This is a genomic window from Streptomyces sp. NBC_00376 (genome assembly GCF_036077095.1).
Classification (GTDB): domain Bacteria; phylum Actinomycetota; class Actinomycetes; order Streptomycetales; family Streptomycetaceae; genus Streptomyces.
On record NZ_CP107960.1, the window covers coordinates 142954 to 158842 of the forward strand.

Below are 15889 nucleotides of genomic sequence, written 5' to 3' on the forward strand. Positions count from 1 at the left end.
TCCGCGCGCTTCAGGCCCTCCTGGCCACCTGGACCGGCGCCTGCTCGATATGCGGCCAACCCGCACCAACACCAGAACCACACCACAGGACCTAACAAAGCCCTACTAGTACTGCAACGGTGTTTGCTGTGACGGGTAGGCAGGTCGATCGTTGGTGTTGTCATGGGTGGGGATCTTGCTGAGGTCAGGTCGTGGGCCGGTGAGTTGGGTGCGGTGCAAGGGCGGTTTCTTCACCGATTCGGCAGATCGGAGCCTCGTGAGTCAGCTCTTGCCTATATGCGGGGACTCGTAGCCCCGTTGCAGCGGAAGAACGGCTGGACGCTGGCCGAAGAAGCCGGCCACGCAGGTCCGGACCGCATCCACCGGCTGTTGAACCGGATCGAGTGGGACGCCGACGAGGTTCTGGACGATGTGCGTGACTACGTGGTCGAGCATCTCGGCGATCCTGGTGCGGTGCTGATCGTGGACGACACCGGCTTCCTGAAGAAGGGCACCGGTTCGGCCGGGGTGCAACGGCAGTACTCCGGCACCGCGGGCCGCACGGAGAACTGCCAGGTCGGTGTCTTCCTCGCCTATGCGGCCCCGCTCGGACGAACGCTGATCGACCGCCGTCTGTATCTGCCTGCCTCCTGGACGGACGACCGAGAGCGGTGCCGCCGGGCCGGCATTGACGACGAGGTCGGCTTCGCGACGAAGGTGGCGATGGCCAAGGAGATGGTCCGCCGCGCGATCGCCGGCAAGATCCCGTTCCGCTGGGTGACCGCAGATGCCGGCTACGGCTACAGCAAGGGCTGGCGCTCTGAGCTGGAACAGGCGGACGTCTTCCACGTCATGGCCACCACCCGCCACGACACGGTCGTCACCCGCTGGGCCATCGACCACCCCGTGAGCGATCTATTTCCCGCCCTGCCCCGGCAGAAATGGAAACGCCGCTCGTGCGGCCAGGGCTCCCACGGGCCCCGCGTCTATGACTGGGCACGCGTCGAAGTCCGCCCCTGGCACCGGCCCGACCGCCGGCATTGGGTGATCGCCCGTCGCAGCGTTGCCCGTCCCCAAGAGCTCTCCTACTACATCGCCTACGGCCCGGCCGACGCCACCCTGGACGAGCTGATCCACATCGCCGGGAGCCGCTGGGCGATCGAGGAATGCTTCCAGACCGCGAAGCAGGAGTGCGGCCTGGACGACTACCAGGTCCGCCGCTACCCCGGCTGGCACCGCCACATCACCCTGGCCATGGCCGCCCACGCCTGCCTCACCGTCCTGCGGGCCCGCCAGCTCGACACCGGGAAAGCAGAAACGGATCCTCCCAGCTCATCCACCTCAGCCTCGCCGAGATCAGACGCCTGATCCACCGCCTCACCAACCGACGGCACGCACCCGTCGACCACATCCTGCACTGGTCGACCTGGCGCCGAAAACGACAACACCAAGCCCGAACCAGCCACTACAAACAACGAGGCCACGCCCCACCGACTGACCACCCGTCACGACAAACACCGTTGCAGTACTAGGCACTGTTTCTTGGATCATGTTCGGAGCCAGATCGCGAGGGCCGCGAGGGTGACGGTGCCAAGGTAGATGTAGGCGCGTTTCTCGTAGCGGGTGGCGACCGCTCGGAAGCCCTTCAGCCGGTTGATGGCCCGTTCGACGGTGTTGCGTTTCTTGTAGCGCTCGCTGTCGAAGCCGGTGGGCCGGCCGCCTCGGGAGCCCCGATTCTGCCGGTGTTTCTGCTGGTCGAGGCGTTCGGGGATGGTGTGCTTAATGCCGCGTCGTCTCAGGTGGCGACGGTTTCTTCGGGACGTGTAGGCCTTGTCCGCCAGGACGTGATCTGGTCGGGTGCGGGGCCGCCCGACTCCGCTGCGGGGCACGGAGATCTCCTCCAGCACGGCCTCAAGCTGGGGGCCGTCGCCGTAGTGGCCGGGTGTCAGGACGAAGGCGAGGGGGCGGCATCGTCCCTCGGCGGCGAGGTGGATCTTGGTGGTGAATCCGCCTCGGGAGCGTCCCAGGCATTCGCCGATCCGACCACCTCCTCCAGCCGGACGGCCAGTTTCCGCAGCACCGGATCGACCTGGTTCGTCCCCCGAACGTTCCCCTTTTGAGGACCCTCGGCCGCCGACGCCTTCCGCGCGTCGGCAGCGTGCTGGTGGGCTCGCACGGCGGTCGAGTCCACGGACACATCCCAGTCGATCCGGCCCGCGGCATCCTCGGCGGCCTGGATGCGAGACAGCAGCATCTTCCAGGTTCCATCAGCTGACCAGCGACGATGCCGTTTGTAGACGGTCTCCCACGGCCCAAACCGCTCCGGCAGGTCCCGCCACTGGACACCCGTCCGCACTCGGTAGAGAACCCCGTTGATCACCCGACGGTGGTCACTCCACCGACCCCCGCGCCCACCACCACGAGGCAGGAATGACTCCAGCCGGTCCCACTCCGCATTCGTCAGATCCCCACGACCCATCCCACCACCCTGACCTCAACACCCCAGTCCTGTCAGGAGATCCGAGAAACAGTCCCTAGTAGTGCTTGGTCATGTGCGGTCTGCGATGGCGTGTCTTCTTGATGGGGCGTGTCGTTGACAGGACGTGCTGAGTGGGGAGTTGGCTGCGGTCCGGTGTGATCTGGAGGACTTCGCGGCGGAGATGTTCGAGCCGTTCGCGCGAGCGGATCAGCGTCGGTGGGGTGGGGTCTATCTGCGGGGCCTGCTGCTGGACGGCGGGCGCAAGTCGGTGGAACCGATGGCCGCCCGCCTGGGCGAAGACGGGAACCGGCAGGCGCTGGCCCACTTCATCACCTCCAGCCCGTGGGATGCGGCGCATGTGCGGGCCCGTCTGGCCTGGCGTATGCAGCCGGTCGTCAAGCCCACCGCGTCGATCATCGATGACACCGGGTTCCTCAAGGACGGGGATGCGTCGGCGTGTGTGACCCGGCAGTACACCGGCACTGCGGGCAAGGTCACCAACTGCCAGGCCGGGGTGTCGCTGCACCTGGCTTCCAACGGCGCCTCGGCGGCGGTGAACTGGCGTCTGTTCCTGCCCGGGAGCTGGGATCCCGCCTCGCCGAAGGCCGATCAGGCCAAAGTGGCCCGCCGTGGCAAGTGCGCCATCCCTGCCCAGGTGGGCCATGTCGAGAAGTGGCAGCTGGCCCTCGACATGATCGACGAGACGCGGTCCTGGGGCATCGAGGTGCCCCAGGTCATCGCCGACGGCGGCTATGGTGACACCGCCGCCTTCCGGCTAGGCCTGGAAGAACGCGGTCTCGATTACGTGGTGGGCATCTCGACCTCGACCACCGCACAGCCCGAGGACGCACAGCCGTCTGCCCCGGCCTGCACAGGCCGGGGCAGACGGCCGGTTCCTGCCTACCCCTAGTACTGCAACGGTGTTTGTCGTGACGGGTGGTCAGTCGGTGGGGCGTGGCCTCGTTGTTTGTAGTGGCTGGTTCGGGCTTGGTGTTGTCGTTTTCGGCGCCAGGTCGACCAGTGCAGGATGTGGTCGACGGGTGCGTGCCGTCGGTTGGTGAGGCGGTGGATCAGGCGTCTGATCTCGGCGAGGCTGAGGTGGATGAGCTGGGAGGATCCGTTTCTGCTTTCCCGGTGTCGAGCTGGCGGGCCCGCAGGACGGTGAGGCAGGCGTGGGCGGCCATGGCCAGGGTGATGTGGCGGTGCCAGCCGGGGTAGCGGCGGACCTGGTAGTCGTCCAGGCCGCACTCCTGCTTCGCGGTCTGGAAGCATTCCTCGATCGCCCAGCGGCTCCCGGCGATGTGGATCAGCTCGTCCAGGGTGGCGTCGGCCGGGCCGTAGGCGATGTAGTAGGAGAGCTCTTGGGGACGGGCAACGCTGCGACGGGCGATCACCCAATGCCGGCGGTCGGGCCGGTGCCAGGGGCGGACTTCGACGCGTGCCCAGTCATAGACGCGGGGCCCGTGGGAGCCCTGGCCGCACGAGCGGCGTTTCCATTTCTGCCGGGGCAGGGCGGGAAATAGATCGCTCACGGGGTGGTCGATGGCCCAGCGGGTGACGACCGTGTCGTGGCGGGTGGTGGCCATGACGTGGAAGACGTCCGCCTGTTCCAGCTCAGAGCGCCAGCCCTTGCTGTAGCCGTAGCCGGCATCTGCGGTCACCCAGCGGAACGGGATCTTGCCGGCGATCGCGCGGCGGACCATCTCCTTGGCCATCGCCACCTTCGTCGCGAAGCCGACCTCGTCGTCAATGCCGGCCCGGCGGCACCGCTCTCGGTCGTCCGTCCAGGAGGCAGGCAGATACAGACGGCGGTCGATCAGCGTTCGTCCGAGCGGGGCCGCATAGGCGAGGAAGACACCGACCTGGCAGTTCTCCGTGCGGCCCGCGGTGCCGGAGTACTGCCGTTGCACCCCGGCCGAACCGGTGCCCTTCTTCAGGAAGCCGGTGTCGTCCACGATCAGCACCGCACCAGGATCGCCGAGATGCTCGACCACGTAGTCACGCACATCGTCCAGAACCTCGTCGGCGTCCCACTCGATCCGGTTCAACAGCCGGTGGATGCGGTCCGGACCTGCGTGGCCGGCTTCTTCGGCCAGCGTCCAGCCGTTCTTCCGCTGCAACGGGGCTACGAGTCCCCGCATATAGGCAAGAGCTGACTCACGAGGCTCCGATCTGCCGAATCGGTGAAGAAACCGCCCTTGCACCGCACCCAACTCACCGGCCCACGACCTGACCTCAGCAAGATCCCCACCCATGACAACACCAACGATCGACCTGCCTACCCGTCACAGCAAACACCGTTGCAGTACTAGCCGGCCCGGAGGGTGAAGAGCCTGGTCATCGCGGCCGGAAAGTCTTCCGCGCGGCCGGTGCAGTGGAGGGAGGGATCACGGCCGGGCAGTGGCCGCAGCGGGCACAAACGCATGTACTCGCGCTTCGTGGCCCTGCGGATCCGGCCCGCCGGACGCGAGATCCGCAAGGCCACGGCCACCACCGAGCTTCCGATCCGCTGGTTGCTGGCCGAATGGCCCGCCGACCAGGACGAGCCCGTGCAGTTCTGGCTCTCCAACCTGCCCGCAACCACCCCGTTGCCCGTCCTCGTGCGCACCGCGAAGCTCCGCTGGCGCATCGAGAACGACTACCGCGAGATGAAACAGGCCCTGGGCCTGGCCCACTTCGAAGGCCGAACCTGGCCAGGTTGGCACCACCACGTCACCCTCGTCTCGGTCGCCCACGCCTTCTGCACCCTGCAGCGACTGAGCCGATCCCCAAAAGAGACGGCGTCGGCCTGAGCCTCTACCGAGTCGTCCACGAGCTGCAGATACTCCTCGCGATCTGGACCGGCGCCTGCCCCACCTGTCACCGCAACATGCCAGACCCCGCACCAACATGACCAAGCACTACTAGGCAGTCTTCAGTGCCCCCGCCGCTGATCCGCGCCCGGATCACCTCTCGGAGAACTTCCGCCTGCCCCTCCGGGTCCTCCGCCAGCGCCGTCGCCAGGCTGTCAGGTGACATGCCCGCGAGGGATCCCAGGAAGGCAGCCAGGGACTGCATCGGGTGGTTCCTGGGGGTGAAGCAAAAATGCGGCATGCGTTCCGCGCGGGGAATGGCACCAGCGGCGAGCGCGGGGAGGAGACCAGCTGCCAGCAACGACGACTTGCCCACGCCCGTCGGGCCGACGACCGCCACCGCGCCGCCGGAGTGCAGTCGCCCGCCGAGACGAGTGATCAGCCGTGCGAGCAGTTCGTCCCGGCCGAATAACCACTGCGCCTGCCCAGGGCCGAAGGAGGCCAGACCGGGAAAGGGGCACACGTCCTCGGCCCGCTCTGAGCGGAGCCGTCGTTCACCACCAGGGGAACTTGCCCGCGTCTCGGCTTCGGGCAGCTCCTGGTCCACTCCATTCCCCTTTCATGTCTGCGCGCGATCCAGACCTCACCGTAGTCCAGCGGCCTCCACAGTGACAGTGCGTCAGCCCCCGTACATTCACGGCCAGGGCGCCAACGGCCCGTCGGCAGCACGCAGTTGTCCCGCTCGCATACTCGGCCGGACCACCTCGAATGGTCCGGGGAACACCAGTGGATTGCCTGCGAAGGGCGGGAAGACGCGTCGTGTCCGCATCCGTCAGTCGGGGGATGCTGTCCTTGAAGGCCCATGTGGCGGGCATAGGTTGGTTCCAGGTGATCACCAAAGGGGTTTGTATGACGGGCCGGGATCTGCGGGAGGCCCTCCTCCAGCACGATCAGCTCCCTGGCGCCGTCCAGCCGCACCCCGGGCAGGACCAGCACGCGCGAGTGCGCCTTCCAAGCCGCACCTTCGGGTGCACCCCGTCCGCCCGCACGTCGACGAAGTCACTGGCGGCGAGGCCGCGCTGATGGAAAGTGTCGTGGTCGTCGCTTCACTGCTGTGTCAGCCCTGTCACGGTCACGGGCGACAGCCCGGCCGCCGGGCCGAGGAACTACTCCAGCACCGGGACGAAGTCCCCCGACGACAGCCCATGCAGGTGGAGCAGAGGAGCAGAGGAAGGACCTCGCTGACCTTGGGTGACTTGCGGCACCACGGCGGCAGGATCTCGGAGGAGAACCGCGTCCGCTCGCCGGTCGCCGACTCGACGCACTTTGTCGTTCACCCGCGGGACGGTGACCTCGACCGGTCCCGCGGGGGTGGCCACGGTGCGGGACCGGTGATGGCTGTTGCGGACCGCAAGGCGGTGGCCGGCCTCGATCGTCTCAGCCGCCAACTCGGCCAGGTACCGGTTGACTTCGTCCTCCAACGCGGCGGCGAGCATTCGTCGGGCGCCCTCGCGGACGATCTCGTCGATCACAAAACCTGACTTGGTACTGCCGTCGGCGTTCACTGCGCTGAGCACGGGCATGCCTTCCCGGCCCGGGCCGCAAAGCGGGCCCACTCGGTGATTGGTCGATCAATCATCCGGGAAGGTACGCCCTTCGCGCGCTCCCGAGGAGCTGATCCACAAGTCCTAAGCATTTCTCGTCTCCACGCTGCTGCGAGCCACCTGCTGCACGCGTCGGTCGGAGTACCGCAAGGTGTTCAAGGAGCGGATCAGCGACCAGTAAGACGTGTTCGAGATGTGGGTGCTCCTCAGCCGAACCGCCAGGGCTGGAGTTTCTCGGGGTTTCGCACTGCCCAGATATGTCTGATCCGGTCGCCCACGACCTCGAACGCGAATACGGTCACGAGCTTGCCGTCCTGCAGCGCTGCCAAGCCGGGCGTGCCGTTGACCGTGCGCTCCAGGAACGTGGTGCGGTCGCCCGCCACACGGGCGATCTCGGCGTAGGCGCGTGCGATCCGCTCACCGCCCACGATCGGGTGCAGGTGGGTGACTGCCAGCCCGCCGCCGTCGGCGGTCGCGGTGGCGCCGGGGTCGAGCAGGCTGATCAGGGTGTCGATGTCCTTGGCCTGCCACGCCGTCTTGAACTGCCTGACGATGCCGGCCTGCCCGGTAACCGGGCCCGCCGCAGGCTGCGCGGTTCGGATGCGACGGCGGGCGGACGAGGCCAGTTGGCGGCATGCCGCCGGAGTGCGGCCGACGATCTCGGCGACCTCGCCGAAGGGGTAGCGGAAGACGTCGTGCAGGACGAACGCGACGCGCTCGGCCGGGGTCATCGAATCGAGGACGACCAGGAAGGCCATCGTCACCGACTCGTCGAGGGTGACCCGATCGGCCGGATCGCTCCCGTCGGCGCCGGAGCGCCCGTTGATCCACTCCGTGGGTTCGGGCAGTGGCTCCGGGATCCAGTCGCCCACGTACGTCTCCCGCCTGGCCCGCGCCGAGCCGAGCAGGTTCAGGCAGATGCGGCCTGCGACCGTCATCAGCCAGGCACCGGGCGACTCGATGGCCTGCTGCTCACGTGCGGACAGGGCGTACCAGCGGGCGTAGGTCTCCTGCACGGCGTCCTCAGCGTCGGCGAGGGATCCGAGAAGCCGATAGGCGAGGTTGATCAGCCGGCGCCGCTCGCTCATGATCGCGCTGAGGCCGGGATCAATCTGATCGTCGCCGTGCTCGGCTCTGGTGGACATGGTCTGACTGTCTCCCCTGCTCGCTTCTGTGCCGTTACCCGTTACGACAAGGCAGCGCACCGAAATGTGAGGCCGACGCGCGCCTCACATTCTGAAGAGCTGCGTTGTCGTAACGGTGGGAACGACAACAAGACGAAGAGGAGACTTCGATGAACGACTTCCAGGCCGTCGCGGACCGCGTCGAGATCGAGGCGCTGCGCGGCGAGTTCACCGACGCGGCGATGATGCGCGACCGCCCTCGCCTGGCATCGCTGTTCACAGCGGATGGTGCCCTGCGCATGCCCAACATCCCCGTCGAGCTGGTCGGCCGCGAGGAGATCCGTGCCGGGGGTGAGCGGTTGCAGAGCCAGTGGGACTTCTTCGTACAGACCACACACCCCGGCACGATCCTGCTCGATGGCGACACCGCGACCGGCCGCGCCTACATCCAAGAACTCGCGCGCACCCTCGACGGACGTCAGGGGCTGAACTACGCCGTCTACCACGACCGTTACCGGCGCACCGCAGAGGGCTGGAAGTTCGCCGAGCGGGTGTACGAGGTCAGGTACCTCGACACCTCACCGCTGGCGGGAGCGGCGCCCCACCCGGTGCAGGGCTCCGGGACCGACCCGGCAGAGTCCACGGCCACCCCGGCTCAGGCCGGATCCTTCGTCTCCCCGGCATCGGCCGAACGACTGGAGCGGGTGGCCGCCGCGCTTCGTGCCAACGGCTTCGCCGCCGAGATCCTCGACGACGCCGCAGAAGCGCGCGCCCGCGTCAAGGACCTGGTCCCCGAGGGAGCCGGCGTGCTCACCGGAGCCAGCGAGACCCTTCGACTGTCCGGAATCGAGGAGGACATCAACGCCGGCGGCCAGTACGACGCCATCAAGCCACGCATCCTGGCCATCGACCGCGCCACCGGCGCTGACAAGATCCGAAGGCTGGTCGCCTGCCCCGACTTCGTCATCAACAGCGTCGCCGCGGTCACCGAGACCGGCTCGCTCGTTCTCGCCTCCGGAAGCGGCAGCCAACTCCCGGCCAACGCGGGCGGAGCCGCCCACGCGATCTGGATCGTCGGCGCGCAGAAGGTGGTGCCCGACCTGAGCACAGCGCTGTGCCGTGTCGAGGAACACGCCCTGCCGTTGGAGGGCGCCCGTGCCCAGGCCGTGTACGGGATGCCCAGCGCCGTCAACCGCCTACTCATCCTCAACGCGGAACCCCGCCCGGGGTGCGGCACCGTGCTGCTTCTCCGGGAAGCCATCGGATACTGACCCGGCCGGGTTCCGTTCGGCTAACGGGATCGGAGCCAGTCACTTCCACGAGGACGTCCTACCGAATCCGTTCATGTGCCATACCGCATCCCGGCCTGTCAGCCAGGCACCGGATCGCGGCCTCCCCGCCGCTGGGCAGCTCCCGGCCGACACCGCAGGAGACGCCCCAGAACCAGCCGGCCACCACGCAGCGCACCATGTTGGTGCAGCGCCTTGACTGCGTAGGTGGAGCAGCTCGGCGTGTAGGGACAGCACGCGGGCAGCAGTGGACTGGCCTTTGTGCGGTAGCGCCGGACGGCCTCATACAGCGCGCCTGCCACCCTGCCGCTCGGACGGGGCGCCGCCGGGTCTTCACCAACGGACCTCGGGAGTCCGGCCGCCCGGGGCAGGACAACGAGGAGAAGGGAGACGAGCCACATGTCGGGGCAACACGTACGGTTCCAGAAGCAGCTGTCGGCGCACATGTCGCCGCAGTTCTCCTTTCGGCTGCTGTCCCTGCTGCCCTTGCGTCGCCCTGCCACCTGGCCTGCCCCTTTCTTCGGCTTCGCCGTAATCCTACGGACGGTTGAGGATTCGCCCGAGGGGCCCTGGCGACCCGGCGGAACACGTTCGGCAAGCCCAGTTTGCCGCAGCGCCCAAGTCACTCCAGAGGTTGGCCGGGGCGACGTGGCGCAGCTCGATGGCGGCGGCAGTCGTCGGCGCTGAGCTGACCAGCCCGGCATGACGATCCGCGCCGGGAAGCGCGTCGGCAAACCACACCTCGGACAGTCTCCGGGCGATCCGCCGCCGCACCGGCAACGGATCCCACGGCGACTGGTTCAGAACTGCTGCAGAGCCTGCATGTTCCCCTCCGGCAGCCGCTCGGCCATCGGCTGGATCGACTTACGCCGACCGTCCAGCATCAAACCCCGCAGATAACACGCACCCCACCGTCGCTGATCCCGCCGCGGCAAAGACCCGAACACATCACCCACGAACTCCGCCAACTCGCCCCGGAGCCGCTCGACATCCCCCAGTTTCACACCCTGATGATGCCCACGACCAGGCAAGATCACTCAAGGTAACGAAACACTACTAGTAGGGCTTTGTTACGTGTCTGGGCAGGCGGCGGCCCCTGGTGGTTTCCTGCTGGTATGAGGGCGGATGAACTCGCTTTGTGTCGTGGCCGGTTGGAGGAGTTCGCCGGGGAGGTGTTCGCTTCGCTGAGACGTGCTGACCAGCGGGTGAAGGGCCGGTTGTATCTGCGGGGTCTGTTGCTGGACGGGCGTCGGAAGTCGATGCAGCCGATCGCCTGGGCGTCTGGGTGTGGACCATCAGCAGTTGCAGCAGTTCATGACGTCCTCGACCTGGCCGGTGGGCACAGTCCGCGCGGGGTTGGCCCGCCGTGCGGTCGGGGTGGTGCGTCCGCAGGTGTGGGTGGTGGACGACACCGGCTTCCCCAAGGACGGAGTGTCCTCGCCCGGGGTGGCCCGGCAGTACTCCGGCACCCTGGGCAAGGTCGGCAACTGCCAGATCGGCGTCAGCGTCCATGCCGCCTCCGGCACCGCATCCTGCCCGCTCTCGTGGCGGCTGTTCCTGCCCCAGAGCTGGGACAGCCCAGAAGCGGCGGACCGGCGGGCCCACTGCCGGATCCCCGACGAAGAGCGTCACCGGCCGAAGTGGCAGCTCGCGCTGGACATGCTCGACGAACTGGCAGCGGTCGGACTGTGGCCCGCGGTGCTGGTCGCGGATGCCGGCTACGGCGCGAACGCCGACTTCCGGCACGCGCTGGAAGACCGGGGCCTGGCCTACGCACTGCAGGTCAAGGGCGAACTGACCGCTCATGCCGAGGCGGCCAAGCCCCACCAGCCGCCCTACGGTGGGCTCGGTCCCAGGCCGCTGCCCCGCTACCGAACCCGCCCACTCAGCCTGCGCGAACACGTCCTGGCCGCCGGCCGCGACAAAGCGGTGACGGTCACCTGGCGCAAGGGCTCCAAAGCCGCGATGACCTCCCGCTTCGTGTTCCTGCGCATCCGGCTCGCGGGACGCCGTCCAAAGCCCGCTCCCGACGGTGTCATCGGCCTGACCTGGCTGATCGCCCAGTGGCCCGAGGGTGAGGACGAGCCGGTCAAGTACTGGATATCCAACCTGCCAGCCGACATCCCGGCCCGGGATCTGGTCCGCCTCGCGAAGTTACCGTGGCGCATCGAGCACGACTACCGCGAGCTGAAGACCACCCTCGGACTCGACCACTTCGAAGGCCGCTCATTCACCGGCTGGCACCGCCACGTCACCCTCGTCACCGCCGCCCACCTGTTCCTGACCGAACAGCGGACCTGCCCAAAAGTCCCTGCCAGGGCCTGACCCTCTACCAGGCCCTGGACCTCCTCCAACATCTGCTGGCCACCTGGACCGGAACCTGCCCCACCTGCCGACAACCCACCCCATGGCAGCCCTACGACACCACCTAACAAAGCCCTACTAGTTGACACGTCATGGTCACGGGGCGGGGGCGCGTGCTGCGCGTGGATCCGTTCCATGTCGGTACGGCTGTACACCGCCCTCTTCGGCGCCTCCGCGCGCTCCCGCGGTCTTGATATTCTTGGGCCGGGGGCCGGACGAGAATCCCGGCCCGATTACGGCGGGCCGGGATTCTCTGGTATGCGCATCAGGCGGTTGCTGGTTTTAGTAATCGCCGAATTCGCCGCCCTCGCCCCTCTCGTCGTGGTGGCGCTTGATGACGCGGAAGCTGGCGACAACTCCGTGCTTGACCTTCACTGCGTCATGCGTCTTCTCGCGGTGCTCGCCCTCCTCGCAGTTCTCGTCCTCGTCCTTGCCGGGGCGGATGTTGTTGGCGGAGCTGTAGCGGCCGACGGTGGCGATGGGGGCGCCGTTGTCGCACACGGCTCCGCGGAAGACCTCAACTTCGTTGCGGCTGTCGTTGCGGATGTTGAAGCTCTTGGCGCCCAGGCCGCTGACGACGGTGATGCAGCCGTCGGGGCGGCCGGAGTATTCGCGCTCGTTGATGTGGATCCGGCCCTCCTCGTGATGGCGCTTGCCCCCGCGCTCGTTACCGCCGCGCTCGTTACCGCCGCGCTCGTTTCCTTCATTGCCCTTGCCTTCGTTGCCCTTGCCCGTGTTGCCGCCCTCGCCGCCCATGGGGGCCTGGGCAGGGAGGACGACCGGGGCCACCTGGGCCTGGGGGGCGGGGACCGCGGAGGCGTAGGTGATACCGGTCGCGGTCAGTGCCGCGGCGGCCGCGACGGCCGTGGCGATCGCGTGGGAACGGGTCATGATCATGTCGCTTGTTCTCCTTCTCGGACTCAGAGACAGTCTCGCTGTGACAGTCGGTGCGTGATCGAACGTACTAACACCCCCCATTTCTGTCATATCGAGCAAATCGGAATCCTTGTTTTGGTGGGCCAATCGGGTCTGCGGAGCTCCCTCAAACCGCCCGGATGAGGAACTGATCAACCGTCAAAACTATTTTGAGCATGGGTACTTAAAAGACAATTAGCCCTTGCAGGTGATCTTCTGACACCTAGTCACCCGCTGGCAGTGGGAAGTGTCGGCAAGTCGCTGCTTGACATGTGGCCTGCCCAGGTTCCAAGGAGGCCGAACGACGTCGCCGAAGCGGTCGCCGCCCAGCTCGCCCGCTCCCGGTTCCTCTACGAGGACGGTCACCGCTACGTCGTCCTCATGGAGGGATCCGTCCTGCGCTGCGCTACCACACAGCCGACCCCGACGCCGCGAAAGGGCGGCATCGCCACCTCCTGGCCGTGATGCCGCTCGCGGGCGCTGCTCGACCAAGGAGTGAGGCGAGGGGGACGGCTGCTTCGTAGGACTGGACGGGGATCCCCGGGCCACGGTGGGTGGGGCAGTGGCGAAGCGATCGGCCATTCCGGTTCCCCAACGGCGTCTGCCGCAGCATGCGGACGGTGGTCCGGTTGGGACATGCCGACAGTCACCCCTCGCTGACCGCGCCCACGCCGCGTCGTCTCTTCGTGCCGGTCGGACCTCTATGGATCACCACTGCGATGCCTGGCGCCCTCCCAGAGGCCCGTGCCGGTTCGAGCGGGCTACAGGGCAATCGAGCCACGGACCACGGGACCACGGTGTGCGCCCCGGCGCCTGCTTCGGCGTCCTCCAGGACCGCCCAGCCCCCGGAGCCATCGGTGAGGATCAACGGCGGCTCATCGCCGACCCCGCCATCGTGGTGCGGCACTGCGCAAACCGGCGAGTGCACAACATCACCGGGGCGCGCGCCGGTGCGCGCGGTGAATCCTCTCCCGATTTGCGACAACTCTGGACGCCTACGGCCCCGACTGCGACCCGCACGATCTGAGCCGACTGGGGGCAATGGCGCTCGACCTGGCAGGCGCCTGCCTGGCGCAGCACATCGATGGTTACGGCGACCTCCCGGCCGAGACCCGCCGGCAGGCCCTTCTGGCCCGCGTCAATGCCTTCATCGACCGCAACCTCGGTGATCCGGAACTGAGCCCGGCGGACATCGCGGCGCACCATCACATCTCTCTGCGCTCCCTGCACACCCTCTTCCGGCAGCAGGAGGAGACCGTGGCGGCCTCAATACGCCGGCGTCGGCTGGAACACTGCCACGCCGACCTCACCGATCCCCGCCTGCGACGACGCCCGATCAGCGCCATCGCCGCCCGGTGGGGTTTCCTGCGCCCGCCGGAATTCAGCAGGGCGTTCCGCGCGAAATACGGTGTGCCGCCCAGAGAGCTCAGGCAGACGGCACTGGGCAGCGTGCCCGATACGGAAGGGCCGCGCTGAGCCACAAGTAGCGGTGCATGTATCGCCAACTCGCGGATGCCACCGCACGCCACGATGTCAGGGACGGGGGGCACTGGGCTCCGCCACCAGGCAGAGCCCAGCTCGTCCGTTCTCGTCGAAGTTGTCCATCACCCATGACAGAAGAAGCGTGTCGCCGGAGCGGCACATCATCGGAACATCGCGGCGTGCGCGAGTATTGGGCGAAACATCCACGAGTGCCGAACGAGCAAGCGGTAGAAGGACGAGGGTTGTCGCTGCACTGGCCGGGCTTGCCATCGTGTTCGGAGGAGTCGCCTCTTCGGCTCTTGCGGCGGTAGCCGTGCGAGGCTAGATCGTGCCTGGCGGATCACAGCCGGGTCGCGGTGTCCGGCACAGCACCCCGCAGCATCGCCACCCACGAGTGTCGTCCGGTTCACCCGCGAGCTCGGACGGACGCACGGCTACGCTCCGCCGTCCTTTGGGCTCCGTAGACGCCTGCGCGCCTCACGATGCCCGACCGGGCATCAACTAGGCACCAACAGAGCTTCATTTCAAGGAAGTTGACGGATATCCGAGGGGATGGGGATGCGCCGGATGAGCAGGAACTGCTGTGTCCAGGCCGGCTGGACGGCTTTGGGTGCCATCGTCCTGCTCGGCTGCTCAGGGGTGGACCAGAGCACGGAGCGCCCGAACGAGAAGCCCTCCAGGGCATCCAGACCGTCCACCAACGCAACGTCGGCCCCGCTGCGCAGCCACGAGCCGGTGACCCGGTTCGCCGCCCAGGAGTTGGTTCTGCCGCCCGGAGCGGTCACCCTTGACGGTGGTACTGCGTGGGTTACGGCGGAGGACGGCCTGGTCGCCGTCGACGTAGCCACGGGGCAGCACTCGTACGCCCGGCCGAAGGGGCAGCGACCCTCCACGATGCCGAAGCTGGGCCCCCCGGTCGTCGCCGATGTCCGCGGCACACGGCTGGCGACGACCGTGATGCCGGTCGAGATGCCCGGCACTGGCACCCACCGTACGCGGTACGCCATCGAGGTGCTCGCCGCAGATGCGAACACCGGCAAGCAGGCGTGGAGCGCTCAGGTGCCCTTGGACGATTCGCTGGGTTTCACGAAGTCCGTGGACTTGAAGATCGCTGCCGTTGAAAACGGCATCGCGATCGTCGTCGACGGCAGCGACCTCATGGCCATCGACCTCACGACCCACAAGGTTCTCTGGAGCAAGACAACAGTCGGAGTGGAGGCGGTGATCGCTGTCCACGACGGCGTCATCGCAGCTGTCGATCTGAGCGAGTTACTCGAAAAACGGGTGTACGGACTGCGCGTGACGGACGGCAAGCAGGTGTGGACGCATAACGAAGGCGACTCGACCGTTCTCTCCGCCGGGCCGCGCCACCTCCTGATCACCCTGGGCAGTGACCTGGCCGCGCACGACACGAAGCTCGTGGACATCGGGACCGGGCATCTCACGGCGACCCCCGACGTGGCCACGGTTCCGGATCTGTGCTCCCACGACGGGAGAACGACGGTCGTCTGCGGCAAGTTCAAGGCGGGGCAGAATGGGGTGTTCGCGCTCGACGCGGAGTCCGGCAAGAAGCTCTGGGAACTCCCGACGAGCGATCGGAACGCCCCCCGCTTCCACTCGGCCTGGCACGGTGTCGTCTACACGTCGCTGAACTCCGAAGGCCTGATGCTGGATGCCCGCACAGGTCAGGATCGGCCCACCCCAATACCGCAGGCCCCCGACCTCGTCAATGGCTTCGCCGGTGTCTTCATACAGGACGACGAGACAGGCCTCGGCAGTGAGCCGCAGGCCACGGCGCACCGGACCAGCGGCTGACGATCACCCACACCTCCACGGCGCACACCTCGCGCCAGCTGCTCGA

General features: G+C 67.5%; 11 protein-coding genes and 6 pseudogenes. 8 read left to right on the forward strand and 9 right to left on the reverse strand.

Annotation, left to right across the window (positions count from 1 at the left end):
* Positions 1 to 162 precede the first annotated feature (162 nt).
* Positions 163 to 1347: an IS701 family transposase gene (locus OG842_RS00755; RefSeq protein WP_266726591.1), complete on the forward strand. Its 1185-nt coding sequence runs from the start codon at positions 163 to 165 to the stop codon at positions 1345 to 1347.
* 179 nt (positions 1348 to 1526) lie between these two features.
* On the opposite strand, the gene OG842_RS00760 is transcribed toward OG842_RS00755, so the two are convergent.
* A protein-coding gene (locus tag OG842_RS00760) for an IS5 family transposase (protein ID WP_443063950.1) occupies positions 1527 to 2458 on the reverse strand; the annotation gives its coding sequence in 2 pieces (ribosomal slippage) (positions 1527 to 2053 and positions 2053 to 2458; 933 coding nt in all).
* 124 nt (positions 2459 to 2582) lie between these two features.
* On the opposite strand from OG842_RS00760, the pseudogene OG842_RS00765 reads away from it, so the two are divergent.
* Positions 2583 to 3365, forward strand: a pseudogene (locus OG842_RS00765) (IS701 family transposase); the annotation flags it as partial.
* A 163-nt stretch (positions 3366 to 3528) separates the two neighbouring features.
* On the opposite strand, the gene OG842_RS00770 reads toward OG842_RS00765, so the two are convergent.
* Positions 3529 to 4713 carry an IS701 family transposase gene (locus OG842_RS00770; RefSeq protein ID WP_266726591.1) on the reverse strand — a complete coding sequence of 395 codons (1185 nt, stop codon included), beginning with the start codon at positions 4711 to 4713 and terminating at the stop codon, positions 3529 to 3531.
* A gap of 60 nt (positions 4714 to 4773) precedes the next feature.
* Here OG842_RS00770 and OG842_RS00775 point away from each other — a divergent pair.
* A pseudogene (locus OG842_RS00775) lies at positions 4774 to 5250 on the forward strand (IS701 family transposase); the annotation flags it as partial.
* A 67-nt stretch (positions 5251 to 5317) separates the two neighbouring features.
* Here the strand turns inward: OG842_RS00775 and OG842_RS00780 are convergent.
* The 3 genes and pseudogenes from OG842_RS00780 to sigJ all read right to left on the reverse strand — a co-directional run bounded on the left by OG842_RS00780 (position 5318) and on the right by sigJ (position 7999).
* Positions 5318 to 5857: an nSTAND1 domain-containing NTPase gene (locus OG842_RS00780; RefSeq protein WP_266733846.1), complete on the reverse strand. Its 540-nt coding sequence runs from the start codon at positions 5855 to 5857 to the stop codon at positions 5318 to 5320.
* 323 nt (positions 5858 to 6180) lie between these two features.
* Positions 6181 to 6827 (reverse strand): annotated as a pseudogene (locus tag OG842_RS45080) (transposase); the annotation flags it as partial.
* Between the two features lie 233 nt (positions 6828 to 7060).
* Positions 7061 to 7999, reverse strand: coding sequence for an RNA polymerase sigma factor SigJ (gene sigJ, locus OG842_RS00790; protein WP_266726594.1), 939 nt, complete (start codon positions 7997 to 7999; stop codon positions 7061 to 7063).
* 149 nt (positions 8000 to 8148) lie between these two features.
* Between sigJ and OG842_RS00795 the strand changes: the two genes are divergently transcribed.
* Complete coding sequence (locus OG842_RS00795) at positions 8149 to 9249, forward strand: LUD domain-containing protein (RefSeq protein ID WP_328512068.1); 1101 nt, start codon at positions 8149 to 8151, stop codon at positions 9247 to 9249.
* Positions 9250 to 9347: 98 nt separating this feature from the next.
* Here the strand turns inward: OG842_RS00795 and yidD are convergent, their stop codons facing one another.
* The gene (yidD, locus tag OG842_RS00800; RefSeq protein WP_323185683.1) at positions 9348 to 9971 is read right to left on the reverse strand and encodes a membrane protein insertion efficiency factor YidD; all 624 of its coding nucleotides are present in this window, start codon (positions 9969 to 9971) and stop codon (positions 9348 to 9350) included.
* 43 nt (positions 9972 to 10014) lie between these two features.
* Positions 10015 to 10271 (reverse strand): annotated as a pseudogene (locus OG842_RS00805) (transposase); the annotation flags it as partial.
* Between the two features lie 111 nt (positions 10272 to 10382).
* Here OG842_RS00805 and OG842_RS00815 point away from each other — a divergent pair.
* Positions 10383 to 11592: pseudogene (locus tag OG842_RS00815) on the forward strand (IS701 family transposase).
* Between the two features lie 321 nt (positions 11593 to 11913).
* Here the strand turns inward: OG842_RS00815 and OG842_RS00820 are convergent.
* Positions 11914 to 12528, reverse strand: a complete 615-nt coding sequence (locus OG842_RS00820; protein WP_266726597.1) for a hypothetical protein — start codon at positions 12526 to 12528, stop codon at positions 11914 to 11916.
* A 315-nt stretch (positions 12529 to 12843) separates the two neighbouring features.
* On the opposite strand from OG842_RS00820, the pseudogene OG842_RS00825 reads away from it, so the two are divergent.
* Positions 12844 to 13031 (forward strand): annotated as a pseudogene (locus OG842_RS00825) (transcriptional regulator); the annotation flags it as partial.
* Positions 13032 to 13587: 556 nt separating this feature from the next.
* The gene (locus OG842_RS00830; RefSeq protein ID WP_266726598.1) at positions 13588 to 14022 is read left to right on the forward strand and encodes a helix-turn-helix domain-containing protein; all 435 of its coding nucleotides are present in this window, start codon (positions 13588 to 13590) and stop codon (positions 14020 to 14022) included.
* 530 nt (positions 14023 to 14552) lie between these two features.
* Here the strand turns inward: OG842_RS00830 and OG842_RS00835 are convergent.
* A complete protein-coding gene (locus tag OG842_RS00835; protein ID WP_266726599.1) occupies positions 14553 to 14813 on the reverse strand; it encodes a hypothetical protein in 261 nt (86 codons plus the stop codon).
* A gap of 172 nt (positions 14814 to 14985) precedes the next feature.
* Here OG842_RS00835 and OG842_RS00840 point away from each other — a divergent pair, with 172 nt between their 5' ends.
* Entirely contained in the window at positions 14986 to 15843 is an 858-nt protein-coding gene (locus tag OG842_RS00840) for an outer membrane protein assembly factor BamB family protein (protein WP_266733362.1), read from the forward strand.
* The last annotated feature ends 46 nt before the right edge of the window (positions 15844 to 15889 follow it).

What these genes read in the sequence shown, in the direction of transcription:
- OG842_RS00770 (WP_266726591.1), bottom strand. Translation starts at nt 4,713, where the DNA reads ATGGGTGGGGATCTTGCTGAGGTCAGGTCGTGGGCCGGTGAGTTGGGT.
- OG842_RS00755 (WP_266726591.1), top strand. Translation starts at nt 163, where the DNA reads ATGGGTGGGGATCTTGCTGAGGTCAGGTCGTGGGCCGGTGAGTTGGGT.
- yidD (WP_323185683.1), bottom strand. Translation starts at nt 9,971, where the DNA reads ATGCCGGGCTGGTCAGCTCAGCGCCGACGACTGCCGCCGCCATCGAGC.
- OG842_RS00795 (WP_328512068.1), top strand. Translation starts at nt 8,149, where the DNA reads ATGAACGACTTCCAGGCCGTCGCGGACCGCGTCGAGATCGAGGCGCTG.
- OG842_RS00840 (WP_266733362.1), top strand. Translation starts at nt 14,986, where the DNA reads ATGCCGGTCGAGATGCCCGGCACTGGCACCCACCGTACGCGGTACGCC.
- OG842_RS00830 (WP_266726598.1), top strand. Translation starts at nt 13,588, where the DNA reads ATGGCGCTCGACCTGGCAGGCGCCTGCCTGGCGCAGCACATCGATGGT.
- OG842_RS00820 (WP_266726597.1), bottom strand. Translation starts at nt 12,528, where the DNA reads ATGATCATGACCCGTTCCCACGCGATCGCCACGGCCGTCGCGGCCGCC.
- sigJ (WP_266726594.1), bottom strand. Translation starts at nt 7,999, where the DNA reads ATGTCCACCAGAGCCGAGCACGGCGACGATCAGATTGATCCCGGCCTC.